This window comes from Variovorax paradoxus, assembly GCF_040544635.1.
Taxonomy (GTDB): domain Bacteria; phylum Pseudomonadota; class Gammaproteobacteria; order Burkholderiales; family Burkholderiaceae_C; genus Variovorax; species Variovorax paradoxus_R.
The window spans coordinates 276,416-303,408 of the sequence record NZ_JBEPKJ010000004.1; the positions used below are offsets into that span (position 1 = coordinate 276,416).

The 26,993-nt window shown below is 66.1% G+C and carries 12 protein-coding genes; 1 reads left to right on the top strand and 11 read right to left on the bottom strand.

What is annotated here, in order from left to right; all coding sequences use genetic code 11:
• Window positions 1-47 precede the first annotated feature (47 nt).
• On the top strand, window positions 48-530 hold the full coding sequence (locus ABIC94_RS08950; protein ID WP_354372663.1) for a DUF2726 domain-containing protein: 483 nt from the start codon (window positions 48-50) through the stop codon (window positions 528-530).
• Window positions 531-559: 29 nt separating this feature from the next.
• Here ABIC94_RS08950 and ABIC94_RS08955 read toward each other — a convergent pair whose 3' ends face one another.
• From ABIC94_RS08955 to ABIC94_RS09005, 11 genes are all read right to left on the bottom strand, one after another.
• Window positions 560-3,310: an FAD-dependent oxidoreductase gene (locus ABIC94_RS08955; protein ID WP_354372664.1), complete on the bottom strand. Its 2,751-nt coding sequence runs from the start codon at window positions 3,308-3,310 to the stop codon at window positions 560-562.
• Window positions 3,311-3,484: 174 nt separating this feature from the next.
• Window positions 3,485-4,138, bottom strand: coding sequence for a response regulator transcription factor (locus ABIC94_RS08960; protein ID WP_354372665.1), 654 nt, complete (start codon window positions 4,136-4,138; stop codon window positions 3,485-3,487).
• Window positions 4,139-4,334: 196 nt separating this feature from the next.
• A complete protein-coding gene (locus ABIC94_RS08965) occupies window positions 4,335-6,485 on the bottom strand; it encodes a calcium-binding protein (RefSeq protein WP_354372666.1) in 2,151 nt (716 codons plus the stop codon).
• 62 nt (window positions 6,486-6,547) lie between these two features.
• A complete protein-coding gene (locus tag ABIC94_RS08970; protein WP_436317966.1) occupies window positions 6,548-8,875 on the bottom strand; it encodes a TonB-dependent receptor in 2,328 nt (775 codons plus the stop codon).
• Between the two features lie 19 nt (window positions 8,876-8,894).
• Window positions 8,895-10,289 carry a TolC family outer membrane protein gene (locus tag ABIC94_RS08975; protein WP_436317973.1) on the bottom strand — a complete coding sequence of 465 codons (1,395 nt, stop codon included), beginning with the start codon at window positions 10,287-10,289 and terminating at the stop codon, window positions 8,895-8,897.
• Between the two features lie 82 nt (window positions 10,290-10,371).
• Window positions 10,372-10,986: an SCO family protein gene (locus ABIC94_RS08980; protein WP_354372667.1), complete on the bottom strand. Its 615-nt coding sequence runs from the start codon at window positions 10,984-10,986 to the stop codon at window positions 10,372-10,374.
• Between the two features lie 50 nt (window positions 10,987-11,036).
• Window positions 11,037-12,824 (bottom strand): multicopper oxidase family protein, encoded by a 1,788-nt coding sequence (locus tag ABIC94_RS08985; protein ID WP_354372668.1) that lies wholly within the window; start codon window positions 12,822-12,824, stop codon window positions 11,037-11,039.
• 34 nt (window positions 12,825-12,858) lie between these two features.
• Complete coding sequence (locus tag ABIC94_RS08990) at window positions 12,859-14,196, bottom strand: HlyD family type I secretion periplasmic adaptor subunit (RefSeq protein WP_354372669.1); 1,338 nt, start codon at window positions 14,194-14,196, stop codon at window positions 12,859-12,861.
• Between the two features lie 39 nt (window positions 14,197-14,235).
• On the bottom strand, window positions 14,236-15,918 hold the full coding sequence (locus ABIC94_RS08995; protein ID WP_354372670.1) for a type I secretion system permease/ATPase: 1,683 nt from the start codon (window positions 15,916-15,918) through the stop codon (window positions 14,236-14,238).
• Window positions 15,919-15,949: 31 nt separating this feature from the next.
• Entirely contained in the window at window positions 15,950-16,219 is a 270-nt protein-coding gene (locus tag ABIC94_RS09000) for a hypothetical protein (RefSeq protein ID WP_354372671.1), read from the bottom strand.
• 42 nt (window positions 16,220-16,261) lie between these two features.
• Window positions 16,262-26,986 (bottom strand): peroxidase family protein, encoded by a 10,725-nt coding sequence (locus tag ABIC94_RS09005; protein ID WP_354372672.1) that lies wholly within the window; start codon window positions 26,984-26,986, stop codon window positions 16,262-16,264.
• Window positions 26,987-26,993 lie beyond the last annotated feature (7 nt).

Sequence of the window (26,993 nt, forward strand, 5' to 3'; positions counted from 1 at the left end):
GGCGCCTGCGCAGTCGTGCGAGACTCTGTGGAGAAGGAGAAGCAGAGATGAATACATTTCTATTCATGGTCTTTTTGTTGGCCATCGGACTGCTGGTGTTCGTAGCGGTTGCCAGAAAAAGGTCAGAGCAAGGCACCAGCGGCTTTGTCGACAAGCCCAAGGCAAGGCCGCCGCTCACCGCGCGCGAACAGGCGATGTACAACCGCTTGGTGCAAACGCTGCCGGACCTGGTGGTGCTTCCGCAAGTCAGCTTCGGCGCATTGCTCACGGCCCGCACACGCGCCGCACGAAGCTCGTTCAGCCGCAAGATCGCCGACTTCGTCGTGTGCGACCGTTCGTTCAAAGTGGTGGCCGTGGTCGCACTCGGCGACAAGAACAGCAGAGGCAAGTCACAACGCGACTCGGACCGGGACGCGCTGCTGGTAGAGGCCGGCTACCGCGTGCTGCGATACCCGCGAGTTCCCGATGTGGGGCGCGTGGAGGCTGATTTCGATCCGACGATGGCATCGGTGAGTCCCATGGGCTCCTGAGCGTGTCCCTTGGTGGCCCTGGGCGCTTGCTAGGCGGCCATCGGCACCGAGTGCTGTCTCCAATCCCCGCGCTCCAGCAATGCCGTCATTGACGATACCGCCGCGCCCTCGCGCACTGCCGGAATGATTTCGTCCGCCTCGTCCGGCGATCCGACAAGCACCGCGCCGACAAGCCGGCCTCTGGCGACCACCAGTTTGCGGTAGGCGCCCTGGTCGGCATCGAACTGCGTCAACTCGAATTCGCCAGGCTGCGTGGCATGCACCGCGCCCGCAGAGCGTACGTCGATACCCGAGACCTTCAGTGCGGTCACAGGCACATGGCCGCCATAGACGCGCTTGCCGCCGAGTGCGTTGATGGCCGCGATCTCGCCCTGCTCGGCGGCGACTGCCCACAGGGGAATCGAGTTGCCCTCGAACTCGGCCACATCGCCGGCCGCGTAGACATGAGGGTCGCTGGTGCGCATCTGCGCGTCGACGATGATGCCTCGGCCAAGCGCAAGTCCGGCCGAGTGGGCGATGTCGACGTTGGCGCGGACGCCGGTGCAGACCACCACCACGTCGGCAGGCAGCTGGCGGCCGTCTTTCAAGGTGACCCCCGCCACGCGGCCCTCGCTGCCCTGGTCCAGCGTGCGGACGTCCGCTTCGGTGACGACACGGATCCCCTCGGTCGCAAGATGTGCTTCCAGCAAGGCACTGGCCGCGGCGTCGATTTGCCGGTCCAGGATCTGGCTGGTGTTCGACAGCACCTGAACCTGCGCCCCGAGCTGGGCCAGTGCATGCGCGGCCTCCAGGCCGAGCAGGCCGGCGCCCAGGACGACCGCGGAGGTGCCATGAAAGCGCTGCATGTAGTCGCGGATCGCCATCGCGTCGTCGGCATCGCGCAAGACGAAGGTGCCGTCGATGCCGTATCCGTCCATCGGCGGGACCCACGCCGAACTCCCGGAGCACAGGATGAGCCTGTCATAGGCCAGCGTCTGCCGGGTCGCCAGCGTGAGCTCCTGGCGCTGGGTGTCGACGCCCGACACATGCGTGTTCAACCAGGCGGTGACGCGATGCTCGGCATACCACTGCTCGGGCAGCAGGTGCAGGCCCTGGATGCCCGCCGGCATGCTGATGAGCTTCGCGATGGCCATCCGGTTGTAGGCGTTGTGATTCTCGCGACCGATGAGATGGATCTCGCACTCGGGGTGGCGGCGCCGCACGTGGTCGGCCGCCGTCAGGCCCGCAACCCCGTTGCCGACAATCACGACGCGGCGAATCGACGGATCGAAGGACACGGGCTCGGGCTCGCGGACTTCGGGCGCCGCCCGGTTCGGATTCGGCTTCAGGTCGATGCGGATCGGCCCGGCATTGCGCACCCGTGCCATGCATGCCAGGCGCGTGCCGTCGGAACAGCCGAGCCGCGCCAGCGTCGCGCGCTCGTCGCTGCCCATCGGGGCGAGCCGGTCGGCGCCCGCGGTCACCGTGATCGGGTCCGCGCCGCAAACGCCGGAACGACAGCCGGCGTTGATGGGAGCGCCGCAGTCTTCCATCGCTTCCAGCAGTGTCTGGCCCTTGCGGATGGGGGTCTTCATGCCTGTGGGGTCGATGCACAGTTCCGGCGCCTGTGCGGTGGAGTCGACCGGCTCGACGGCACCGGCCGGGTGCTCCGCCTGTGGCGGCACCATTGCTTTCCGTACCGGTTCGAACAAACTCCGGTTCAGCCGCATCGTCTCGATGACGATGGGCGCCAGCCGGGCACCGTCCTTGACGCCCTTGCGCAACTCGCGGCGAAGGAACATGCGCTCGACATGCAGGGACCGCGCGATCCAGACAAGGCTCGCGATGATCGTCAGCCCGCGCAACACACCGATCACTTCGGGCGCGATGGAGACCTTGCCCAGGCTGCTCAAGGTGCCGATGATCACGGGAGTGGTGAACCAGTAGTAGAGCGAGAACGCAGTTGCGGCGAAGAGCACCGGCGAAACGTTGCGCGTCTTGCTGGCCAGCATCTCGATCAGGTTGAAGAGGGTCAGGCTGGCTGCCATGTAGAGCAGCATCTGCATGACTGTGGATACGGAGCCGATCTCGCCGGGGGAGGGCACGAGGTAATAGCCGAGTATCAAACCCGGGAACACGCCCGCGAAGAAGCTGCGGAAGTTGCGGTACGCCGGATCCGGGTCGTACTGGTCGGCGAGGTAGGCCGCGCCGGGGTTCAGGTCATAGCAGTTCTTGGCGCAGCCGACGCAAGGCTCGCAGTGCGTGTTGGCGATCCGGATGAACGGCGTCTGGCCGTACAGCCGCTGCACCGGCAGCAGGGGACAGATGCTGCTGCACCAGCCGCTTTTGCCCTTGAACAGCAACCCGCCGATGAACGCGGCGCCCATGGCCGCTGCCATCAAACCCGCGGTGGCGGCGCCACTGCTGTTGAACAGGAGCTTGCGTGCGACGACGGCGGAAATCAGCAGGCCGATGCCGATCGGAAACGCCGCGCCCTGAGAGAGGCGGCGGCTCGTGAGCGCGCGCGTGATGCCGAATCGTCGCGGCAACTGGTTGATGGCCGCCAGCGGGCAGATGTTGCGCCACAGCCCGGGCGCCAGCATGAACACGAGGGGGAGGGAGGGCACGATCAGCCCCCAGAACAAGGGCATTGCAAGGGTAGGCCGGAGCGCCAGCAGCGTGGCAAGTGCCAGGGCCGACAGGATGCTCACCACGCGAAGGGCGCGCCACACTGGTTTCGGCACGACCGTGGGCAGCTGCATGAAATTGGCGAAAGCGGAAGCAGGAGAGGGCTTGAACATGGATCGGTGGTACCTGTCTGAGAAGGTGTCGCCGTTCATGCCCGTGAAGGGACGCCGCGACATTGACGGCGCCATCGGTGATGGGCCTCTGCGAGTGCTGCGATTCTGTCAAGACAAGACACTTAAGGTTGCAATCTTGTGTGCCGCACGCTTACGAGTCTGAAGATCGCAACCTCAGGTGTTCAGGCGGTAGCCGACACCGCGAATCGTCCTGATGATCTGCCGCCCCAGCTTGCGGCGCACATTCGACAGGTGCACTTCCAGGGCGTTGCTCGTCGGTGCGCCATGAACCCCTTGAACAAGCAATTCCATCTGGGCCCTGGGCACGGTGTGATCGAAGCGCAGTGCGAGTGCTTCCACCAGATTCCACTCTCGCTCGGTCAGTGCGACAGGCGTGCCGCACCGAATCGTGGTCTTGTGGCACAGGTCGACCTCGACATCGCCGCAATGCACGTGTGGCGTTGCCAGGCCTGCGGCCCGGCAACGCAGGGCCCGCACCCGTTCGGCCAGCAGCTCAGGGGGGAACGGCGTCACCAGGCAATCGTCCGCGCCAGCGTCGAGTGCCTTGATCCGCTCCGCCGGGCGCTCCCCCGCCGCCAGCATCAGGACCGGTGTGGTCAGGCGCTGCCCTCGCAGCGCCCGGATCCACTCCAGCCCCGAACCGTCGGGCAATCGGGTACAGACAAGGAGCACATCGTAGGACTCGTTCTCCAGCCCGCCGACGTCAGCGATCCACTCGAAGCGGTCGACCAGGAAGCCATCCCTGCGCAGGTGCCCGGCCAGGCCGTCACCCACAAGCTCGCGATCCTCGACCAGAAGCAGTCGCATGGCATCACCTGTGCATTCAGCGATGTCATGCGCGCTGGCCCTGCGCTGTCGTGAAGGGCTGCGCAGCCGCCGGCTCGGGTATGGGGAGTGACGGCGGTCGGCTCGGCGGACGCGCACGAAGAGAAGCGGCGATTTTTGTCGGATTTTTTCTCATCGCTTTCTCCTTTGGGCACCCGGCATCGGGCACCCTCAATGTTCAGGCAAACAGAAAATCGTCCGCGGTGATGCGTCCTCCGCTGCCTTGTTCGCCAAAGCCGAAGATTTCGATCTGACCCGCTGTCGAGGTGATGATGGCCGAGAAGCCCGCGTCCTCGATCGCGAGGTCGCCGAAGCCGAGGCCGCTGTCCGTGAGGTCGAGTTTTTCCACGCCGTCTTCCAGGTCCCAGACGATGTCCTGAAATCCGGAGGCAGAGGTCCATGCCGTGCCGAAGACGAACATGTCCGTTCCCGTGCCGCCGGTGAACTGGTCGTCTCCGGCGCCGCCCTCCAGCCGATCGTTCCCGCCGTCGAAGTCGGCGAGAGAGGCGCCACCGGCCCCCGCCCGGAGGGTGTCGTTGCCTTCGCCGCCGTTCAAGTCCGAGAACGACGAGGCATCGCTGCCAATCAGCAGGTCGTCGCCTGCGCCACCGGAAGCGGTGCCGCCGAAGTCGCTGGTCTGCAGGCTCAGGGTGTCGTTGCCATTGCCGCCGCGCAGCTCGTCGAATCCGCCGGGGCCACCGTCCAGCGCGTCGTTGCCGTCGCCGCCGTCCAGCACATCGTTGCCCCCCAGGCCCTGCATGGTGTCGTTGCCGGCGAGGCCGAAGATGACGTCATCCTCCTCGGTGCCGATCAGCGTGTCGTCGCCCTGGGTGCCGGCGTCGATGAAGTCCGTGGAGCTGGTGAAATCCGCTTCGGTGAAGTCCAGCACGCCAGAGAACTTGAGCGCGAAATCGCTGGTATCGAGCCGCCCGTTGTCGTTGCCGTCGGCCAGCAGCCAGGTGTTGCCGTTCCTGGTGGTGTAGACCAGCTCTGTCACGCCGTCACCGCCACCGGGCAGGGGCGCACCAACCTTCGGATCGATGGTCACTTCGCCGCGGAACACGAGCTGGGTGGACCGCAGGGCAATCTCGTCGCCCCCCGCCACGCCGGCACCCTGGAAATCCAGCACCGTGTCTTGCGCAGCGAAGATCGAGCTCGGATTGAAATCGCCCGCGAAGAAGACAAATTCGTCATCGCCACTGCCGCCGGTGAGCATGTCGGCCCCGGCGTCGCCTTCCAGCTCGTCGTTGCCGGTGCCGCCGGAGAGTTGGTCGTCGCCGTCGTCGCCGAAGAGCTCGTCGTCGTCATCCCCGCCCTGGAGCACGTCGTTGCCGGCGCCGGCGAAGAGTACGTCCCGGCCGGTCCCGCCGTTCAGTATGTCGTTGCCCGCGTCGCCGTCGAGCGTGTCGTTGCCGTCGTCGCCCGACACCACATCGTTGCCGTTGCCGCCCGACAGCAGGTTGTCGTTGCCCGCGCCACCGGAGATCACGTCGTTGCCGTCGTCGCCGGTGATGCGGTCGCGGCCCGCTCCACCGCTGAGGATGTCGTTCCCGGCGCCACCGATCAGGCGGTCGTCGCCGTCGTTGCCGTTCAAGGTGTCGCCCCCGGTGCCGCCGTCGATGGTGTCGTTGCCGGCACCGCCGGAGATCGTGTCGTTGCCTCCGAGGCCGAAGATCGTGTCGTTCTCGATCCCCCCGGCAATGGTGTCGTTTCCGTTCGTGCCCCGCATGACGAAGGCCGTGGTGCCGAAGTCGGCCTTCACAAGGTTGTGTTGGCCGGCGATCCGTACCGAGAAGTCGCCGGCGTCATAGACGCCGTTGTCGTTGGAGTCCGCGAAGAGCATCGTGTCGGCTCCCTGGTGCGCATAGAACACCTCGGTGAAGCCGTTGCCGCCCAATCCCAGGGTCGCGCCGAGCGCGGGCATGGACGCGCGCGCACCTTCGAAGACGAAGCGCCGCCCGCCCGGCGGACTCGACAGGAGCAGGGTGTCGCCTCCGGCCACGCCCGCGCCCTCGAAGGCGGTGATCAGGTCCTGGGCCGAGGCGCTCGAATCGCCGGCGGACAGCGCCCAGGAATAGGAATCTTCGCCGGCCCCGCCGGTCAGCACGTCGGCGCCTGCGCCGCCGGAGAGGCTGTCGTTGCCGGCGCCGCCGAGCAGGGTGTCGCTGCCGAGGTCGCCGGCGAGCGTGTCGTTGCCGTTGCCGGCATCGACCGTGTCGTCGCCTCCGAAGCCGATGAGAAAATCGTCGCCGTCGAGGCCGAAGATCTGGTCGGCATCCTCCGTGCCGAGCAGGAAGTCGTCGCCGCTGGTGCCGTTGATGCTTGCCATGGGATGTCTCCTTTACTGTGTTTGGGTGGGAATGTCATGTCCGTTGCGGTCATCGGATCGGCTCACAGGTCGAAGCGAAGCTCGGCCGTAAAGGTGCGCTGCGGATACGGATGGAAGTTCCAGTACCGGTAGTTGTTGGCGTTGTCGATTCCAAAAGCGGCGGACCACTGCTTGTCGATCTGGTAGCGCACGCGAAGATCGATCGTGAAGTACCTGCTTGCGCCGGTGTAGGCGAAGCCGTTGACGTCGCTGTTGTCGAGCGTCGAATACTGCTTGCCGCTGTAGCGCGCGGCCACCGTGAAAGCCCAGTGCGTGTCCGGCTTGTAGGTTGCGTAGACGGTGGAGCGCCAGCGCGGTACGCGCGGCTGCCACTTGCCCACGCTCCCGGGGAAGGCGGCGTTTGCCACGGTCTTCGAATCGGCATAGGTCAGGCTGCCTCCCAGGTCGAGGCCTCGCATGAAAACATCTTCCCCGACATAGGCCAGCTCGACGCCGGTGGTGCGCACCTTGTCGACGTTCTGCACGCGCGAGACCGTGGAGCCCGCGATGAGCTGGTTGTAGAGCGCATCGCGCGTGGTCTCGTGGAACAGGGTGGCGCGCGCCAGCCCGTTGCCCAGATCCTTCTCGGCCGAAAGTTCGCCGGTCCATGATTTCTCGGGCTTGAGATTCGGGTCGTTGATGAACGAGAGCGCCGCGCCCGATGTGGCGCCATACAGTTCACCCACGGTCGGATAGCGCACCGCTCGCCCCACCGATGCCTTGAGCACGGTGTCCTTGGTGAGCTGGTAAGCCAGCGCGGCCTTGGGCGAGAGGTGCGATTCGCTGCGCGCGGCATAGGCCTGCCGGCTGGCCGCGGTGGACGTGAAACCGTCCGTCGCCTTCCAGTCCTCGTAACGCAGGCCGAGCACCGCCTTCCACTTCGGCGCGAAGGACCAGGTGTCCTGCGCCCAGGCGCTCCAGGTTTCGGAGCGGCCGCCGACATCGCTCACCGGCGAGAGCGGCGCGCCGTCCGGCCAGTTGCCCAGGACGTTCGTCTTCAGAATCCGCAGCTTGTACGCATCGCGGCCAACGCCGAAGTCGACAATGTGGGCCCCACCCACGCCCTGCGGCCGCCACGTGCCCTTGGCGGCCAGCGTGTTCCAGCCCGTGCCGCCCTGGTCCTGCAGCGTGCCGGCGCCCCCGACGGCCGCCAGCGGCAGCGCCGCCGTCGGCGCGCGCTGCTGGTCCTTGGAATAGTCGTACAGGCTGGCGGCCACCTCCCAGTCCCATTCCCCCTTGGTGTTGCTCTTCACCGAAAGGCCATGCATGTAGTGCGTCTGCTTGTCGTTGGTGAGCGGAAAGGCGGTGGGGGCGACCGTGTAGCTGCGGCCGCCGATGTTGATCGCGCCGCTGTAGACCGGCATGCCTGCGGCATTGCTCAAATACGTTTCGGGCCGTCCCTGCGAAGAGTTCTGCCACCAGCCGAGGGTGTAGGTGGCACGCACCGTGGGCGAGAAGTCGTAGGCGAGCTTGAGCCTGGCGTGGTCCTGCACCGTGTGGTACGCCGTGCCGGTGCCCAGGATGTACCAAGGCGTGTTGGTGATGTTCAGGCCCGGCACGAAACCGGTCACGGGCGTGCCGTTGCCAATGGCGGCGCCCGATGCCACGGTGGCCGTGGCGAAGGTGAGCGGCTGGCCATGGCTGTTGGTGCGACTCAGGTCGATCCGCCATGACCAGTCGCCGCTCCGGCTGCCCAGCGATGCGCTGGTCTGCCAGCTGTTGAAGGTCTGGCGGGTGTTGTACAGGTCGTTGGGCTGCGACGAGTACCCGGCCTTGAAGTGCGCCTCGAGCTTCGTCGGCATGCGCGTCACGTAGTCGACCACGGCGCCGGCCGAATTGCCGGGGTAGGCAGCCGAGAAGGGGCCGTACATCACGTCCACGCGCTCGATCTCCTCGGGCGTGACCAGGCCCCAGCGCGGCGCGTAGTTGGTGCCGTTCGCAATGCCGTTGCCAAGGTAGTTCGACAGCAGCATGCCGTCGGCATACACCGCCGAGCGCGCGCTGTTGCCGGTGCCCGAGGCACGGGTAGACAAGATGGCGTGGTTGTAGTCGCCGATGTAGCGCTTGCGCACCAGGAGGCTGGGCAGGTACTTGAGCGCGTCTTGGCTGTCGGTGGCGTTGATGCGCGTCTCGATCTCTTCGCGCGTTACGCCCTCGATGGTGGTGGGAATCTGCGTCGGCAGCGAGGTCGGCCGGCTGCCGGTGACGGTCACCACGCCAAGCGACTTGATGCGTTCCGGGAAGTCTTCGACCAAAAGCGCAGTCGCCAAGGGATCGACTTGCGCAAGCGCGGGCATCGCCAACAATGAGAACGCCGTATTCAGCGCAAGAGAAAGCCGGGTTTTTTTCATGAGGAAGCTTTCTTCTTCGCTAGCGCACCGGCGGTACCGGCGCGGCCGGGACGAAGCTGCCGACGGCGGTGCGGCCGTTGGTTGCGAGCGTGGCATTGATGGCTCGCAGATCCTCGGGCGACAGCGTGCCATTGGCCTGCCGCAGCCTGAGGTTGCCCACCAGCACGTTGTAGCGCGCCACAGCCAGATCGCGCTTGGTCTGGAACAGCTGGCTCTGCGCGTTGAGCACGTCGATGTTGATGCGCACCCCCACCCGGTAGCCCATGCGGTTGGCGTCGAGTGCGATCTGGCTGGAGGCTTCGGCCGCTTCCAGCGCCTTCACCTGGCTGGCCCCCGACACCAGTCCCAGGAATGCCGCGCGGGTGGCCTGCGACACGCTGCGGCGTGTCGATTCGAGCACCGAGCGCGACTGATCTTCCAGCGCCAGCGTTTCCTTGACGCGGTTCTCGATCGCATAGCCGGCGAACAAGGGCAGGTTGAGCACCGCCCCCACGGTGGCTGCATTGATGCGCGAGCGGCCCGGGTTGGTGCTGGTGCCCTGCGGGTTGTTGGTGATGCTGTAGCTCAAGGTCGCGTCGATCGTGGGCAGATGGCCGGCTTCGGCCTTGCGCACTTCCAGCACGGCGACGTCGAGCCCGAGCCGGGCCTGCAGGATCGAAGGGTGCGAGGCATCCGCCTGCGAGACCCAGACCTCGATATCGGCCGGCGCGACCGTGGGAAGCGCCACCGGCGCAGCCAGTGGTGTCGGCACGCTGCCGGGTCGGCCGACCAGTTGGTCGAGCACGATTTTCTTGACCTGCAGATCGTTCTGCGCCGCGATCTCCTGGGCGATGACCAGGTCGTAGCGGGCCTGCGCCTCGCGCGCGTCGGTGATGGTCGAGGTTCCAACCTCGAAGTTGCGCTTGGCGAAGGCGAGCTGCTCGGCGACCGCAACTTTCTGCGCACGCACCAGCGCCAAGCTGTCCTGGCTGGCCAGCACGTCGAAGTAGGCCTGGCTCACGCGCACCACAAGATCCTGCTCGGCGATGCCGAGCAGGGCCTGCCCGATCTCGGCCTGGAACTTTCCCTGTTCATAGGTTGCCCAGTTGGCGGGGCGGTAGATCGGCTGGGTCGCGTTGATGCCGACGCTCTGCGTGTTGAACCCGCGAGTCGCTGAGGCGCCCTCGGTCGAGAGCTCCTGCCTGGTGTGCGAGACACCGGCCGACAGCCCTACCGCCGGCAGGATGCCGGCCTTGGCCTGTGCCGCCCGCGCCAGGGTGGCGTCGTACTGCGCGCGCGCGCCCTGGTAGGTGGCGTCGTAGCTGCGCGCCGATTCATAGAGCTCGATCAGGCTCTGGCCGTGCGCCGGCAATGCGAGGATGGCTGTGAGCAGGGTGGCGAACGCCGGGACGAGAAGCCTCGCGGTGGATTGCAGTTGCGTGTCCAGCCCACCGGGTTTGGTTCGGCGTCGGGGCTTGTTCACACAATCCTCCGGTGCGCACGGCTGGTGGGTTGGATCAGCTTGTCCGGCGAACTGCGGCCCGGCCGCGATCGACATGCAGGATGGAGCCCACGATCTGCTCCGGCGCGGCCAGCGCGGGCGCCATCGCCCAGCGGTCATAAGCGTCGTTGCCGATGCGCACCATGCCGGTATGGCGATTGAGCTCCTTGTCGATTTTGGGGTCCGGGTCGTAGAAGCCGAGCGCATAGCGCACGAGTTCGATGTTCTGCCAGCTCCCGGTCAGGAACAGCCACCCCGGATTGACGCCGTGCATCTCGGCGTAGTCGGCGAGATCCTGCACGGTGTCGATCTCGGGCCGGATGGTGATCGAGTACATGAAGATGTCCTTGCCCACCCGATTCCCCAGGCGTTCCTGCACGCGCACGAGGTTGTTGGTCATGAGCGGGCAGATGCCTTCGCAATCCGCATACATCATGTTGATGGCGACGATCTTTCCCCGGACCAGGTCGTCGTAGAACTTGACCGTGGCCCCGGTGTGCGTCTTCAGTTCGACATTCGGAATGCGCCGCCCACCGCGCGCCTTCGCTGCGACATCGGCGGCGGCGGGCACGTTGAACGCCAACAGCGGGGCGGCGCTCAATCCGGCGAGTACATATCTGCGGTTTTTCATGAGAATCTCCTGGAAAGTCATCGACGTTCTTCGCAGGTCTGCCTTCGGCATCAGACGACATCGATCCGGACCATCATGGCGTGGTCCTCGTGCGTGAGGTTGTGGCAATGCATCAGGTACTTGCCGGTGAAGTCGCGGAAGCGCAAGAGCACCCTCATCCTCCCCAGCGGACCGACGTTGAAGACGTCCTTGCGTCCCCGCTCGTTCATCGGTAGCGGCACGTTGACGCCGTTGAGGGACTTGCTCAATATGCGGCCCTCTTCGAAGTGCACATGGATGGGGTGCTGCCAGCTGTTGTCCGGATTGATGAACTCCCAGATCTCGGTGCTGCCCCTGCTGATCGTCGCCCTCGGGGTCAGCGCATCGAAGAACTGCCCGTTTACGTTCCACATGCCGCTGTTGCGCGCGAGTACCCAGGTGCGAACCGGCAGCGCCGCGAGCTGTGCGGCCGTGGGCAGGTCGCGCAGCGGGCGCAGCAGGCTCGGCACCGTGCTCAGGTCAGGCGCGGGAGGATTGCGATCGACAACGAACTTGAGCACGCGGGTTCCCGGTGTCTGCGCGTTGGTGGGTTGACGCGTGTCCACCTGAATCAGCTGGTTGACGAGGTAGAGCGTGGTGTTCAACGGAAACCGCGAAAAGTCCACGACGATGTCCGCGCGCTCGGCCGGGGCGAGCCGCACCCTCAACTGGTTCAGGACCGGTGCCGGCAGCAGGTTGCCGTCGTTGGCGATCTGGGTGTACGGATACACGGTGGTGCCGCCCGTGTTCTGCAAAACGAATTCGTAGAAGCGCGAAGGCCCGACGTTCAGCAGCCGCAGCCGGTACTTGCGGCGTGCCACGCGCAGGACCGGCTCGATCTTGCCGTTGACGACCACCTTGTCGCCCAGCACCCCCTCGGGATTGAGCTCGTCGAAGGTCAGCCGGCCACCCGAGTCGAATCGCTTGTCCGAAAAACTGAGCGGGTAGTCGTAGGGTCCGCTGGGCAGCTTCAGCCCCGTGGTCTCGTCGCCGGTATCGAGGTGATCGAAGATCATGTAGCGCCCGAACAAGCCCTTGAGCACGTTCGGGGCCGTCACGCCTTCGGTGTGGTCGTGATAGAAGAGCGACCCCAAGGCTTCGCGTGGATCGCCGGTCCCTCCGAACTCGTCGAAACCGGCATAGAGGTTGGGGTAGAAATGGTCGTTGAACGTCCCCGGCGCAGTCAGGGTCAACCCCCTCTGGGTTGCGCTGTAGAAGTCGGCGGCGTAGCCATCGCTCTCCGACGGGGTATGCATGTTGTGCAGGTGCGTGGAGATTTCGGGCGAGCCGAATCCCGTGTGGTTCTGCGGCAGCTCGTTGCGGAAGCGGCAGACGACCGATTGGCCATAGCGCGCGTGGATCGTGGGGCCCGGCGTGGTCGCGCCCGGCGTATTGCCTTCGTAGCCCCAGATGGGCTGGGCGGGATAGTAGGGGTTGTTGCCGTTGAACAGCCAGGCCGGATTCTCCTTCGCGGTCAGCTGGTACAGCAGCGGTGTCCCGGCAATGCCGGGCACGCAGAGGGCCGCATAGCGCTGGTGCTCGGCCCGTCCACACTCGCCGCCGGCGGTATTCGCTGCAAGCGTCGGGGCCGGGGTCAGCGTGGCGAGCGGCGAAATCGGCGTGATCTGGGTGGGCAGGTCCTCGACCCATGGTGTGGTCGGCGGGCTGGGCGGCAGTGGCGTCGGCTGCGCGCTGGTCTTGCGAGGTGTCAGCACCATGGGGGCCGCCGTGGCGGCCACCAGCGAGGCTTTCAGCAACGTGCGTCTGTTGCCGTCGATACCGGAAGTTGCGAGCTCGCGTCGAATGGAATCTTTGCGCATGATGCATTCCCCTCGTTGATAAAGAAAAACCGTCTCACATCTGCCTTCCCGCCCTGCGGATGGTGGAGGCGATGGGTTCGGCGACGTATTGAAGGGCCGTCTGTGTGACACCTTCGATATAGACCTCGGCGGGCATGCCCGCCTGGAGCTTGAAGTCGCCGATGGACTTGAGCGAGTCGACATCGGCCAGGATCATCACGCTGTAGTAGGGCAGGTTGGTCTGGCGATCGATCAGCCGGTCGCCGGCAACATAGGTCACCTTGCCCGTGACCATCGAGGTGTTGCGGTACTTGAAGGCAGTGAACTTCACCCGCGCGCGCTGGTTGAGGTGCACGTTGCTGACGTCTTCCGGGCGAATGTGCGCCTCGATCATCAATTGGGTGTCGCTGGGCACGATGTCTGCGATCGCCTCTCCCGGGCCGACAACCGCGCCGGGGGAGGTGAACTTGAGATCGATCACCTCGCCGCTTGCGGGAGCCACCACGACCTGACGCGCCGCGGCATCGTTCGACTTGCGCTGCTCCTGCTCGATCTCGCCCAGGCGCTGGGCGGTGGCCTTGAGCTGATCGCTGGCTGCCTTGACGTAGTCGTTGCGAGCGGACTGGATCTTCAGGTCGATCTCCACCAGGCGCTGGGCGGCGCGCGCGAGCTCCGTGCGCCGCTCTTCGAGCTTGGCCGCGTACTCCATCACCACCGCGTCGAGTTGGGAGATGCGGCTAGAGGAGATGAACCCTTCCTTGATCAGCCCACGGTTGGCTTCCAGGTCCTGCCGCTGCAGCGCGAGCGAGCTCTCCGCCTGGGATATCTGCGCGTGCACGGCAACGATTTCCTGCTGCACGCGATCGCGCTGCGTTCTCATGAGCGACGTTCCGCTTTCCAGCGAATGGCGTTGCGCCTGGAACAGCGCAGTTTCCTTGAGCAAGGCTTGCCCGATGCGATCGTCCTGTCCGGCGGCGCGCCGCAGGTCTTCAGGGAAGGCGAGCGTCCTGGAGACCGACCGTTCAGCCTCCAGGCGTACCAGCATGGCACGCTCCACATGAACGCGGTAGCTCAGACGATTGCGGTCGGCGTCCACCCGCACGTCGCCCAAAATCAGTATCGGATCGCCGGCACGCACATGCTGGCCATCGCGCACCAGGACTTCCCGCACCGTGCCGCCTTCCAGGTGCTGCACTGGGCGGCGATTGAGATCCACCTTGACGAAAGCCGGGGCCACCACCGCCATGGAGAGCGGCGCGAAGCCCATCCACAGGCCCAAAGGCAGGATCGCGCCGATGACGATCCAGCATCCGCCTCGCACCAGGCGCAGGGCATGTTCCCGGCTGCTGCGTGTTTCGGCGACAGGGGTCATGTGGAGTGTGGCGGTGCTCATGGTGCATGGGTCCTTGTTCCGGTCGGCGGCGTGCGGCCGTCAGGCCACCTTCTGGTCCACGATCGCCTGGGCCTGGCGCTGCATGTCCTTCATCACCTCGCTCGCCGGACCGAACTGCTGGATGCGGCCCGCTGCAAGCACCAGAATCTTGTCCACATGGGCGATCAGGGAGGGGCGGTGGGTGACCACGATCGAGGTCACCCCCGCGTTGCGCAGGCCGCTCATCGCCTGGGCGAGTGCGATCTCTCCCGCACCGTCCAGGTTGGAGTTGGGCTCGTCCAGGATCACCAGCTGGGGGTCGCCGTAGAGCGCGCGGGCGAGTGCCACGCGCTGTCGCTGCCCCGGAGAAAGCCGCGATCCATGTTCTCCCACCGGCGTTTCGTAGCCCTTCGGAAGGGTCAGGATCATCTCGTGCGCGTTGGCGCGCTTGGCGGCGGCGACCACCGCTTCCGAGTCGACCTTGTCCAGGCGCGCGATGTTGTCCGCCACGGTGCCGTCGAAGAGTTCGACATCCTGGGGCACATAGCCGATATAGGGGCCAAGCTCCTCGCGCGGCCAGTACGACACGTCGGCACCATCGAGGCGGACCCTGCCGGTGCTGGGACACCACACGCCCGTGAGCAGGCGGGCCAGCGTGGACTTGCCGGCAGCGCTCGGGCCGACGATGGCGAGGGCTTCGCCCGGAGCGAGGGCGAAGGCGATGTTCGAGAGCAGCAGGGTGTCCGAGCCGGCCGCGCGATACGAGATGTTTTCTGCACAGAGGCGTCCTTCGGGCCGCGGCATGGCGACACACGATTCGTTGCGCTCGAAGTCTTTCGACAGTTCCTGCAGGCGCCCATAGGCCGCGCGTGCCTCGATCAGCGTGCGCCAGCTTCCCACCAGCTGTTCCACCGGCTGGACTGCGCGGCCGAGCAGGATGCTGGTGGCGATCATGACGCCGGCGGAGGCCTGCTGGTTGAGCACCAGATAGGCACCCAGCGCCAGCATGAGAATCTGGATGGCCTGGCGCACGGCCTTGGTCCCGGCGGTGAACGCCACGGTGCTGCGGCTGGCGCTGGTCTGCATGGTCGCGATCTGGTCCTGCAGCGCGCGCCAGCGCACCAGCAGGCGCCGCGTCATCCCCAGGGCCTGCAGAACCTCGGCGTTGCGCAGGGAACTCTCGACGTACTGCGAAGCGCGGCGCCCTTCGTTCTGCAGGGTTTCGAGCGACCGGCGGCTGATGCGGTCGTTGAGCCAGGCCAGGGCGAGCATGAGGAGCGCGGAGAACGCAGCGCCAATGCCCAGCGCGGGGTGGAACATCCAGATCACGAGCACGTACACGAACACCCAGGGCGCATCGAACACCGCGATGAGGCCGTTCGCGGAAAACACGGCGCGAAGCGCCGCCACATCGCGGATTCCTTCTGTCCTCACGCCGCTCGGCGCGCGTGCAGCGCGCTCCACGATGGCGTTCACCACCGGCGGGGAGAGCCGCTCGTCCACCATGATGCCCACCACGTTCTGCAGCCGGGTGCGCACGTAGTCCAGCAGCAGCAGGATCAACAGCGCCACGCCCGTCCCGGCGAGCAGCACCAGCAGCGTTTCATGGCTGTTGGTCGAGATGACGCGATCGAACACCTGCAGGGTAAAGAACGCCGGAACCAGGAACAGCAGGTTGATGAAAAAAGAGAATGCCGCGATGTAGATCAGCAGCGGTCGCAGTTCCGTCCACAAGGATTTCATGTGCTTCTCCCGTGGTTTCGAAAACCGGTGCTCAGTCCACGCGCTGGTCTTGCGCGGCGGCCGACGCGGCTGCTTCCAGCGCCTTCACGCGTCGGGCGAGCCTGTCGATGATCAGCATCTGCGCCGAATAGGCGCGAGAGAGCTGCTGGGTCGCATCGCTGAGCCCCTTGATGGCGATGGTCAACTCGTCCTTCTTGGCATTGACCATGCTGATGCGCGACATGATCAGCGTCGCAACCTCGCGCGGGTCGGAGACTGAACGAGCTTTCTGTTGCGGGCTTGGTGTGTTTTGCTCGTCCATGTCTTTCTCCGTGATCGATGTTGTTGAAACGTCAGCTGCATCTCATGCCGACAGCAGGAAATCGGCCTGCGTGACGGTGTTCGCCCCGACACCGTTCACACCCATCAGCAGGATGCTTTCCAGGCCTTCGAACTCGATCAGCGTGTCGGCACCCAGGTCGGTGATGGACACGTTGGCGGCAAAGTTGCCTGCGTTGATCCCGAGCGCCGAGATGTCGAGCCGGTCCTGTGCGTTGCCCCCGTTCGGACTGGCGTCGAAGCCGATGATCGTGTCGTTGCCGAATCCCGCCACGAACACGAAGATGTCATTGCCCGTCCCGCCGTCCATGGTGTCGTTGCCGTCACCCGCAGTGGCGACGATGGTGTCGTTGCCGGCACCGCCGTTCACCGTGTCGCTGTCCAGGCCACCGGTAAGGGTGTCGTTGCCCGCATCGCCGTTGAGGGTGTCGTTGCCCGCGCCACCCAGTACGACGTCGTTGCCGCCGCCGGCGCTGATGATGTCGTTACCGCCCTGGCCGTCGATGAAGTTCGTACCGCCGTTGACGACGATGATGTCGTTGCCCTGGCTGCCGATGATGTTCTCGACCGTGTTCAACGTGTCGATGCCGATGTCCGCGCTGGTCGCGAGATTGCCGGCGACCGTCGCTCCCGCCGTGGTAGCGGACAGGTCGTAGGTGTCGACGCCCGCGCCACCGACATAGCTGTCGTTGCCGTCGCCGGCCGCTGCGAAGAAGCTGTCGTTGCCGCCGCCGCCGTTCAGCGTGTTGGCACCGGCGCTGCCGGACATCGTGTCGTTGCCGGCACCGCCGGTCACGTTCTCGATGTTCGCCACCGATTCGAAGCCCGTTGCCGTACCGGCGCCCAGATCGACCGTGACGGCCGTGGTCGTGGCGCCGTAGCTCAAGGTATCGACGCCGCCCTGCAGATCGGCCGTGATCGCCTCGACATTGGCGACGCTGCCGCCCGCAACGGCCGTGATCGCCGTTCCTGCCAGGACGACCGCGAGCGTCTGGCCCAACGCCGTGCCGTTGATGTTCAGCCTGTCGTTGGTGCCGGCGCCGCCGTCGATAGCGTCCGCTCCATCGCCCATCACGTAGTGGAAGGTGTCGTCCCCCTCGTTGCCGTTGACCGCGTCGTTGCCGGCACCTCCGGTGAGCGTGTCGTTGCCGGCGCCACCGGTGACAGTGTCGTTTCCGCCGCCGGAGTTGATGGTGTCGTTGCCGCCCTGGCCGTCGATCACGTTCGCGCCGCCATTGACGGTGATGTTGTCGTCACCCTGGCTGCCGATGAAGTTCTCGATCGCGGAGAGCGCGTCGGTGCCGGTCTGGGCGCCCGTTGCGGTCGTGGGGGTGACCGTCACCCCCGCCGTGATGGCGGACAGGTCCAGGGTATCGGTGCCGCCGCTGCCCACATAGCTGTCGTTGCCGTCATTCAGCGTTGCGATGAAGGTGTCGTTCCCGCCGCCGCCGTTGAGCGTGTTGGCCAGGGCATCGCCCGTGAGCGTGTCGGCACCGGCGCCGGTCGTCACGTTCTCGACGCCGGCGATCGAGGTGAAGCCCGAGGCGGCTCCCGTCGACAGATTCACCGTGACTGCCGCTGCGCTGGTGTAGGTCAGGGTGTCGACGCCGGCCTGCAGATTGGCCGTGACGGATTCGACGTTGACCACCGTGCCGCCGGCGACTGCCGTGAGCGACGTGCCGTCGTAGCTGACCGCCAGTGCGTTGGCCGCGGCCGTTCCGATGACATTCAGGGTGTCCAGCCCCGCGCCGCCATCGACGGTGTCCGTGCCGCCGCCGAAGTCGTAGTTGATGGTGTCGTTGCCCGCTCCGCCGGCGATGCTGTCGGCACCCGTTCCGCCGTCGATGACGTCGTTCTCGCCGAGCCCGTTGATGGAATCCGCCCCGGCGCCGCCGAAGATGATGTCCTGGCCTTCGTTGCCCGCGAGAATCTGGGCCGCGTTGTTGGCGGGAATGGCGTCGCCGGTCACCACGGTCGCGGCGGAACTCACCGCCTCGAGCGTGCCGCCGTTGTCCGTGTAGCTCGCCGTCAGGCGCAGTTCGCGATTGACCTGGCCGGCGCCCGGCGTGAAGGTCAGCCCGGTCGCTCCCGCGATGGCCGTGAACCCGCCCGCACCGCCGCCCACCCCCGTGTTGACGGCTTGCTCCCATTGGTAGCTGAGGACGGAGCCCACCATGCCATCAGGGTCGGTGATGTCGAGGGCCGATGCCGTCAAGGTCTGGCCTTCGGTCGGTGTCGTGTCGCTGATCGTGGGCTGTCCGACAGGCGCGGTATTGGGCACGCCTACCGGTCCAGTCGCGGCGGAGTACACGTTCTCCAGCACGTCGTTGGCATCCTTGTAGACCGCCCGCACGCGCAGAGCGAGCCCGAACTCGAAGACGCGCGGCGCGTAGGTGGGGCCGGTGGCCCGTGCGACCTCGCCGCCGGCGTTCTCGATCAGAATGTCTTCGAAGATGCCGGGGCGAACCTCGGCCTGCCAGAAGTAGGAAATGGGCCCGGTGATCGCTCCGTCGGGGTTGGTGCCGCTGATGTTGTCAGGATCGATCACGCCCAGTGCCGACGCGGTGAGCGTTTGGCCGACAGCCGGCGTGGTGTCGCTGATCGTCAGTAGTCCTTCCGGGTCGAAATTGAAACCTTCTTCGGCGATGAAGGCGGCCCCGTCGGAGAACTGCAGGCGCTCGATGTTGCGCACCACGTCGATGCCGTCCGAACCGGGGGCGCCGTCGATGACATGGCTCACGCGCCACACATCGTTCTCGATGAACGTGATCTCGTAGTTGCCGAACACATCCGAGAACACGGCCGTGTCGAAGTCTGGCGTGTTCGACATCAGGATCTCGCGTGCGATCGTGAGCTGGCCCGGGTTGTAGGTGCCGGCGAAAACGCGGCTCTGCAGCTCCAGGTCGGTCATGGTGTCATAGCTTGCGATCTCGCCGCCCGTTCCGTCGGCGTTTTCGCGCACGCTGATGCGAACGTTCAGCCAGGCGTCCCCGTCGAGGATGTCGTCGCCGCCGCGGCCCTCCAGCAGGTCGCTGCCGGCGCCGCCGAGGATGATGTTGCCGGCGAAGGAAGTCACCGGGTCGTCCAGTTCGAGCCCGACTCCGAGCACTTCATCCAGGAGTTCCTGCAGGCCATCGATGAGGCTGATGTTGGTCAGCACGCTGCCGGTCGTTCCGGAAAGCGCCATCGCGGCCGCATCGTTGTCGTCGCCGCGCAGGATGTCGGCGTGCGCCGATCCCGACAGGCCCTCCGTCGACGTGAAGCGCGCCAGGACCGTCGCATTCGATATCGGCACAGGCGTTTCGTCGAAGGCGCGAAGGAACAGGTCGGCCGTGACGCCGAAGGGGTCGTCCTTGAAGCCGGCCCAGTCGAAGCCGGAGCCGCCTTCGTAGCGGTCCACCTGGCCGCCGTTGCCGAACATGATGTCGTCGCCGCCTTCGCCGTCCATCCGGTCGGAGATGGAGTTGCCGATGAAGACGTCGTGTCCCACAACCTGGTCGCGGGCGAATGCGTCGAAGTTCTCGCCGGCGCTGCCGTCGGCCATGCCTTTCTCGATCCAGTCGTCACCCTCGTTGCCGAACACGAACTCGTTGCCTCGCGCGCCGAGGATGAAGTCGTTGCCCGTTCCACCGAAAGCCTCGGACGGATCCTCGCCGGTGACGATGAAATCGTTGCCGTGGCCGCCGAGGATCAGGTTGATGCCGTTGCCGCCGTGGATGGCGTCGTTGCCGTCGCCGCCCTGCATGTTGTCGTCGCCACCCAGGTCCGTCATGATGTCGTCGCCGGCACCGCCGAAGACGAAGTCGTTGCCGTCGCCGCCTTCGAGCCGGTCATTGCCCTCGTCGCCCCACAGCGTGTCGTCACCGATGCTGGAAATGATGGTGTCGTTGCCTGCGGTGCCGCCCAGAACGACGTGGTCCTCACCGCTGTACTGCAGGTAGTTCGCATCGGCTGCTTCGGTGCCGGGGTTGTTGCGCAGCACCAATGGCGTCAGGCTGCCCTCGGCCGTCGGATCGTCGCGCCCGTCCGGCCCGAGGCCCGTGAACTGCCTGGACGGATCCACCTCCAGCGTGTATCCCGGCGTCGTGAAGATGTCGCCGGGCAGGTGCTCGGCATCGGTGTTGGCCATCACCATCCGGGCGAAGGAGTTGTTCTCCAGCTCGGTGAGGAAGTTCAGGCCCTGCGTGCGCTCCAGGTAGTAGAAGCGGTCGCCGTCCTGGAGCTTCTCCATCTGTTCCTCGAAGACGAAATTGAAGGTCGAGCCGAGCAGCCCGCCGAACGGCATCTGCTTTTCGGCCAGGCCGCCGATCCACAGGTCGATGTCGTCGACGCCGGTGGTCGTGATGCCGGCCTGGTCCGCGTAGGCATTGCGGCCAAACAGGAAGTCGAGCCGGTCTTCCGGCGCACCGATGCCACCGTAGACCAGCGCCACCGCCGCCGCGCGCTTCTCGGCCAGGGTGTCGGCGCCGGCCAGGCTGGCGTGCACGCCGTAGGCCGCAATGAAGTTGACCACTGAGGCTTCATGCTTGATGTGCTCCATGAAGTCGACCCAGTTCGCGTAGGGCTTGAGCTGGCTGTCTCCGGTCACACCATAGAAGTCGCGCCGCGCGGCGTTGAGTGTCGGCACGCCGGTGTCGCGTCCGCGCAGGATGTTGATGGCGGCCAGGTCGAGCGGCAGGCCCAGCAGGTTGTTGCGCAGGGCCTCGGTCACGAACTCGTCGATCTCGTTGCCTTGCTGGCGCGTGAGGCCACGCGCGAGGGCGCCGGCGGCCTCGTCGGCCGTGATGCCGCCTGCAGCGAACGCGAGCGGGTTGAGGAAGGCCTCGATCAGCCCGAGCTGCTGGGTCGGGTCGGCCGCGCCGCCGATCACGTTGAAGTCGACGTCGAAGCGGTCGACCGTTTCCGTCAGCATCGAGTGGCCGAAGCGGTACACCGTGTGGGCGAACTCGGCGACGATCGACGGGTCGATCTCGGTGTCGTAGACCTGGGTGGCGGCAAAGAAGATGTCGATCTGCGGCTGCACCTTGCGCGCGAATTCCTCGAACACCAGGTGCTGGTACTGCATCTCGGTGCCGAAGCGGGCCGCCTGGAACAGGCGTTCGCCGTCCCACGAGCCGTCGGGCAGGTGCCATTCGGCAATGAAGGCCGCGTCGCCCGAGGCCATGATCACGGCCTTGGTGTGCTCGACCAGCCGGTTGTGCTCGGCATGGAACACATGGTGCATGCCGGTCAGCGCAATGTTCTCGTTGACCCGGCCGTCGCCGGCGATGAAGTGCGCGTCGAGCAGCTCGTCGTCATAGAAGCCCGCGGCCGGCGTGCCGCCGACCACGTCGTCGGCATCGGCCGTCAGCGCGACGCCCTGGCTGTTCACCGGGTTGGCGGTGTGGGCGATGTCGGCCAGGAACACATGGCCCGCGCGCACGGCCAGGCTCGCATCGATCGGCGTGCCCGGCGAGCCCGATGCCAGGGTGCCTCCGGCCTGCAGCACGATCTGCGCGAAGCCGGTCACCGGGTCGGGAATGAAGTTGCCGTACTCGTCGGCCGCCAGCAGCGGCAGGTTGAGCGCGTCGGCATCGTCGAGCGCAATGCCCAGCAGGTCGCGCGCCTGCGCCTTGACCACCGCCCAGGTGGCCATGCCGCCCAGCTCGATGTCGTCGGCCGTGCCGAAGAGGCCGTCGGCGCCGAGGTCGCGGTTGGTGATCAGCCGTCCGGTTGCAACCGGCTTGCCCTCGGCGTTGAGCTCATAGGCGCGCAGGAAGACCTGGTGTGAGGGATGCGAACTGTAGGTTTGGTTCTGGTCGATGAAAGGCGTCGTGAGGTTGCTGGCCTCGTGCGTGGTGTCGTCCGCGGTGCCCATGACGCCGTCTTCACCGGGGCCGGCGACCTGGGTGGCGCGCGTCAGCACCAGGAAGTTGCTGTTGCCGCCCGGCACGTAGAGCGGATCGTCGGGCTGCAGCGGAACGAAGATGGTGCCGTTGCCGCCCTTGGCCACGAGGTCGAGGCCATGGTCGAAGAACTGGCCGAAGAAGGTCATGAAGGCGTTGAACGGTGCCGACAGGCCTTCGTCCGGCGCCGTGTTCGGAATGACCAGCAGGGTGCCGACGGGGATCGCCACGCCGTCCAGGTCGTACAGAACGCCGTCCACCAGCGTGCCCAGGCCCGCGTCGACGAACGCGCTCACCGCCGCCGGGTTGTTGCTCGTCATGTCGACGATCAGGTTGCTGATGATGCGAGGGTCGGCATCGACCACATGGCCGCTGGTGCCGTAGTCGGTGTTGGTGAGCGTGGTGCCCGGGCCGAGGTTGATGGTGTCGCCGTCCTGGTCGTCCAGGAATACGGGGTCGACCAGGCGCGGGAACGCCTGGCTCGACGAGCCGTAGCCGGACTGGCCCTGCACCAGGTTGTTGTAGGAGCCGTCGACCGTGCGCAGGCCGAGCGGCGCGCGTGCGTTGTCGAGGATGTCGCTCAATGCCTCGCCGTCTGCGTGCCGCTCCGAGATCTTGATCTGCTCCAGGATGAACTGCAGGTCGGACTGGAGGAAGCGCACGCCCGCGCTGTCGACCAGCGCGGAGGAGGGCAGGGGCGCCGGAGGTACGACGGCGGCCACGCCGCTGACCGGGTCGGTGGGCGTGGAGTACACGGTTTCCAGCACGCCGTCGGCGTCCCGGTAGACGGCACGCACGCGCAGTGCCAGGCCATCGAAAGGCGCAGTGACCCTGAAGGTCGTGCCGTTCACGGTGGCAGGCTGGCCGCCGCCGAGATCGATGATGTCGCGAAAGACGCCAGGGGCGCGCGCCGGGTCGGCTTCGTACTGCCAGGTGTAGCTGATCGGTCCGGTGACCGTGCCGCCGGGATTGTCCGCGTCGGTGAGGGCCGCGGACACGCTCAGGAGCTGGTTGATCTGGGGCGTATCGTCGCTGATCGTGACCGCGCCTGCGGGCGCGTTGTTGCTGCCGGACAGCAGCTGGACGGCGTCGGAGAACTGCAGCCGCTCGATATTGCGCAGGATATCGGTGCCGTCGGTGCCCACGTTGTCGGTGACGGTGGTGCGGCCGTCGGCGCCGGTGGTGACGGTGTAGTTGGCGCGTGGCCCGGAGAACATCGCGGTGTCGTAGTCGGCGCCATCGGACATCAAGATCTCGCGCACGATGCTGAGCTGGCCCGGGTTGATCTCGCCCGAGAGCATGCGCGGTACCAGTTCCTTCAGGCTGTCGACGCTGGTGAGGCCGGGAACGCCCGTGACGGCGATCCGCACATTGAGCCAGGCGTCGCCATCGATGATGTCGTTGCCGCCACGGCCCTCGATGAGGTCGCTGCCGTCGCCGCCGAGGATGATGTTGCCCTCGCCGAATGAGGTCATCCCGGTGGGCAACAGGTCTTGCAGGCCGTCGATGAGCGCGATGTTGGTGAGCACGCTGCCGGTCCAGCCGGCCTGCAGGATCTCGGTGGCGTCGGCATTGTCGCCGCGCAGGAAGTCGGCGAAGCCCGATCCCGACAGACCCTCGGTGAAGGCGAAGCGGTCCATCATTGCGGCGTTCGAGTTGACCACCGGCGGCACGACGAAGTCGTTGACGATCATGTCGGCGGTCACGCCGTATTTGTCGAACTTGTAGCTGGCCCAGTCGAAGCCTGAGCCGCCGTCGAAATGGTCTTCGCCGTCGGAGCCGGTGAAGATGTCGTCACCGCCTTCGCCGATCAGCTCGTCGAAACCGCCGCCGGAGATCAGGACATCGTTGCCGATGATGCTGTCTTTCACGAGCGGGTCGAAACTGTCGCCGGTGGTGCCGTCCTGGGTTCCCAGTTCGATCCAGTCATGGCCCTCGTTGCCGAAGGTCGGCAGGTTGCCCTTGCTGCCGAGGATGAAGTCGTCGCCCTGGCCGGCAAAGACCTCGGAGACATCCTCGCCGGTGATGATGAAGTCGCTGCCGTCCCCGCCGATGATCAGGTTCGCGCCGTTGCCGCCATGGATGACGTCGTTGCCCTCGTTGCCCTTGAGCACGTCGTCGCCGCCGCGGTCCGTGATGATGTCGTCGCCCGCGCCGCCTTCGACCTGGTCATTGCCGTCGCCGGACTCGATGCGATCGTTGCCACCGTCGCCGTAGATCGTGTCGTCACCGATGCTGGCGATCAGGGTGTCGTTGCCGTCGGTGCCGCCGAGCACCACATGCTCGTCGCCCGTGTAGCGCAGGTAGTTGGTCTCCACGCCCGCTGTCGTCGGATCGTCCCGTATCACCATCGGCGTGAGTTCGGTCCCTCCTTCCGTCGGGTCGCCATGGCCGTCCACGCCGATGCCGGTGAACTGGCGCGACTGGTCGACCTCGAGGATCAGGCCCGGTGTCGAGAAGATGTCGGCCGGGAGGTGCGTTGCGTCGGTGTTGAGCATCACCAGCTTGGCGAACGTGTTGTTCTCCAGCTCGGTGAGGAAGTTCATGCCGGCCAGGCGCGAGAGGTAGTAGAAGCGGTCGCCGTTCTGCAGCGCCTCCATCTGCGACTCGAAGACGAAGTTGAAGGTCGAGCCCAACATGCCGCCGAAGGGCATCTGCTCTTCAGCCAGGCCACCGATCCACAGGTCGATGTCATCGACGCCGGTGGTGGTGACACCGCCGACCATCGCGTAGATGCCCGTGCTGTTGAGGAAGGCGAGGCGGTCCGCCTCGTCCGCGGTGAAGGTCCGCTCGTCGGCCGCGCCCGCGTTGAGAACAACGGCGCCGCCGAAGACGAGTGCGGCCGCCACGGCCCGCTTCTCGGCCATCGTGTCGACGTCCGGTGCCGTCAACGCGTCATGCGTGCCGTACGCTGCAATGAAGTTGATGACGGAGGCTTCGTGCTTGAGATGCTGTGTGAGGTCGACCCAGCTCGTATAGGGCTTGAGCTGCGGGTCCGCGGTCGAGGCGTAGAACTCCCGGCGCGCTTCGTTGAGCGTGGGAATGCCGGTATCCCGGCCGCGCGCGATGTTGATGGCCGCGAGGTCGAGCGGCAGGCCCAGGAGCTGGTTGCGCACCGCGTCGGTGACGAACTCGTCGATCTCGTTGCCTACCTGCCGGGTCATGCCGCGCACGATGGCGCCGGCCGCTTCCTCCGGTGTCAATGCGCCATCGTTGTTGAACCCGATCGGGTTGAGGAAGGCTTCGACCAGCGCGAGATCGCTCGACAGGAAGTTGGGGTCCAGCCGGTCCACCGTCTCGGTCAGCATTGTGTGGCCAACGCGGAAGACAGCATGCGCGAACTCGGCGACGATCGCCGGGTTGATCGTCGTCTGGTAGTTGGTTTCGGCCAGGAAGGCATCGACGTTCGGCTGCATCTTGCGTGCGAACTCTTCGAACACCAGGTGCTGGTACTGCATCTCCGTCGCGAAGCGGGCGGCCTGGAAGATGCGCTCGCCGTTCCATGAGCCGTCGGGCAACTGCCATGAGGCAATGAACGCGGCGTCGCCGGTTGCCAGGACCGTCGCCTTGATCTCTTCGGCCTGCCGGTTGTGCTCGGAGTGGAAGACGTGGTGGACAGCGGTCAGGGCGACGTTCTCGTTGCCACGGCCGTCGCCGGTGATGAAGTGACGGTCGAGCAACTCGTCGTCATAGGTGCCGGGTTCCGAGAGGCCGACGGCGGAGTCGCTGTCCGGTGCCAGTACGCCGCCCACGAACACGGGAGCCGCGGCGTGCGCGATGTCGTTGAGGAAGGCATGGCCTGTGCGAACGCCCACGCTCGCGTCGATGGGCGCGTCGGGAGTGCCGGAGGCGAGCCCGTTGCCGTCCGGGTCGAGCGGCCCGCCGATGTCGGCGGCTTGCAGCACGATCTGCGCGTAGCCGGTCAGGGGATCGGGGATGAACTTGCCGAACTGGTCGGTCGCCAGGAGGGGAAGGTCCAGGACGTCGGCGTCGTCGAGCAGGATGCCGAGCATCAGCGCCTGCGCCTTGACCTGGGCCCAGTTGGCAAGACCCCCGTCGGTGCCGTCGAGAAGGCCGCCCGTGGCCACCGGACGGCCATCTGCGTCGAGCGCGTACGCGCGCAGGAACACCTGGTGCGAGGGGTGCGAGGTGTAGGTCTGGTTCTGATCGACGAAGGGTGTGGTCTGGTTGGTCTGGTCGCCGTCCGCGTCGCGCGTGGCGCGCGAAAGGATCATGAAATTGGGGGCACCGGGGGTCGGATCGAACAACGGATCGTCCGGCTGCAGCGGCATGAAGATCATCTCGGTGCTGCTCTTGTTGATCAGATCGAGACCGTGGTCGAAAAATTGGCCGAAGAAGGTGAACCACGAGTTGAACGGGGCCGAGAGGCCTTCGTCGGGCGAGACGTTCGGGATGTCCAGCAGGGTGCCCAGAGGAATGACGTTGCCCTCGAGGTCGTACAGAACGCCGGCTTCGTCGAGCGTGCCCAGGCCGGCGTCGACGAACGCGCTCACTGCCGCCGGGTTGTTGCTGGTCATGTCGGCGACCAGGTTGCTGATCAGCCGCGGGTCTGCGTCGACCACATGCCCGGCACTACCGTAGTCGGTGTTGGTGATCCCTGCGAAGGTGTCGTCCTGCTCGTCGCTGTAGGTTTGGGGCACCAGCTGCGGGAACGGGTTGTCTGCGGTGCCGTAGTCGGTCTGGCCCGGCATCAGGTTGTTGTACGACCCGTCGACCGTCCTGAGCCCGAAGGGGGCAAAGGTGTTCGGAACCAGACTTGCGGGGTCCGCTCCCGCTGCTTGTGCTTCCGCGATAAGAATTTGCTGAAGAATGAACTCGAGATCGGACCTGATCAACGTTGCCATTTCGATT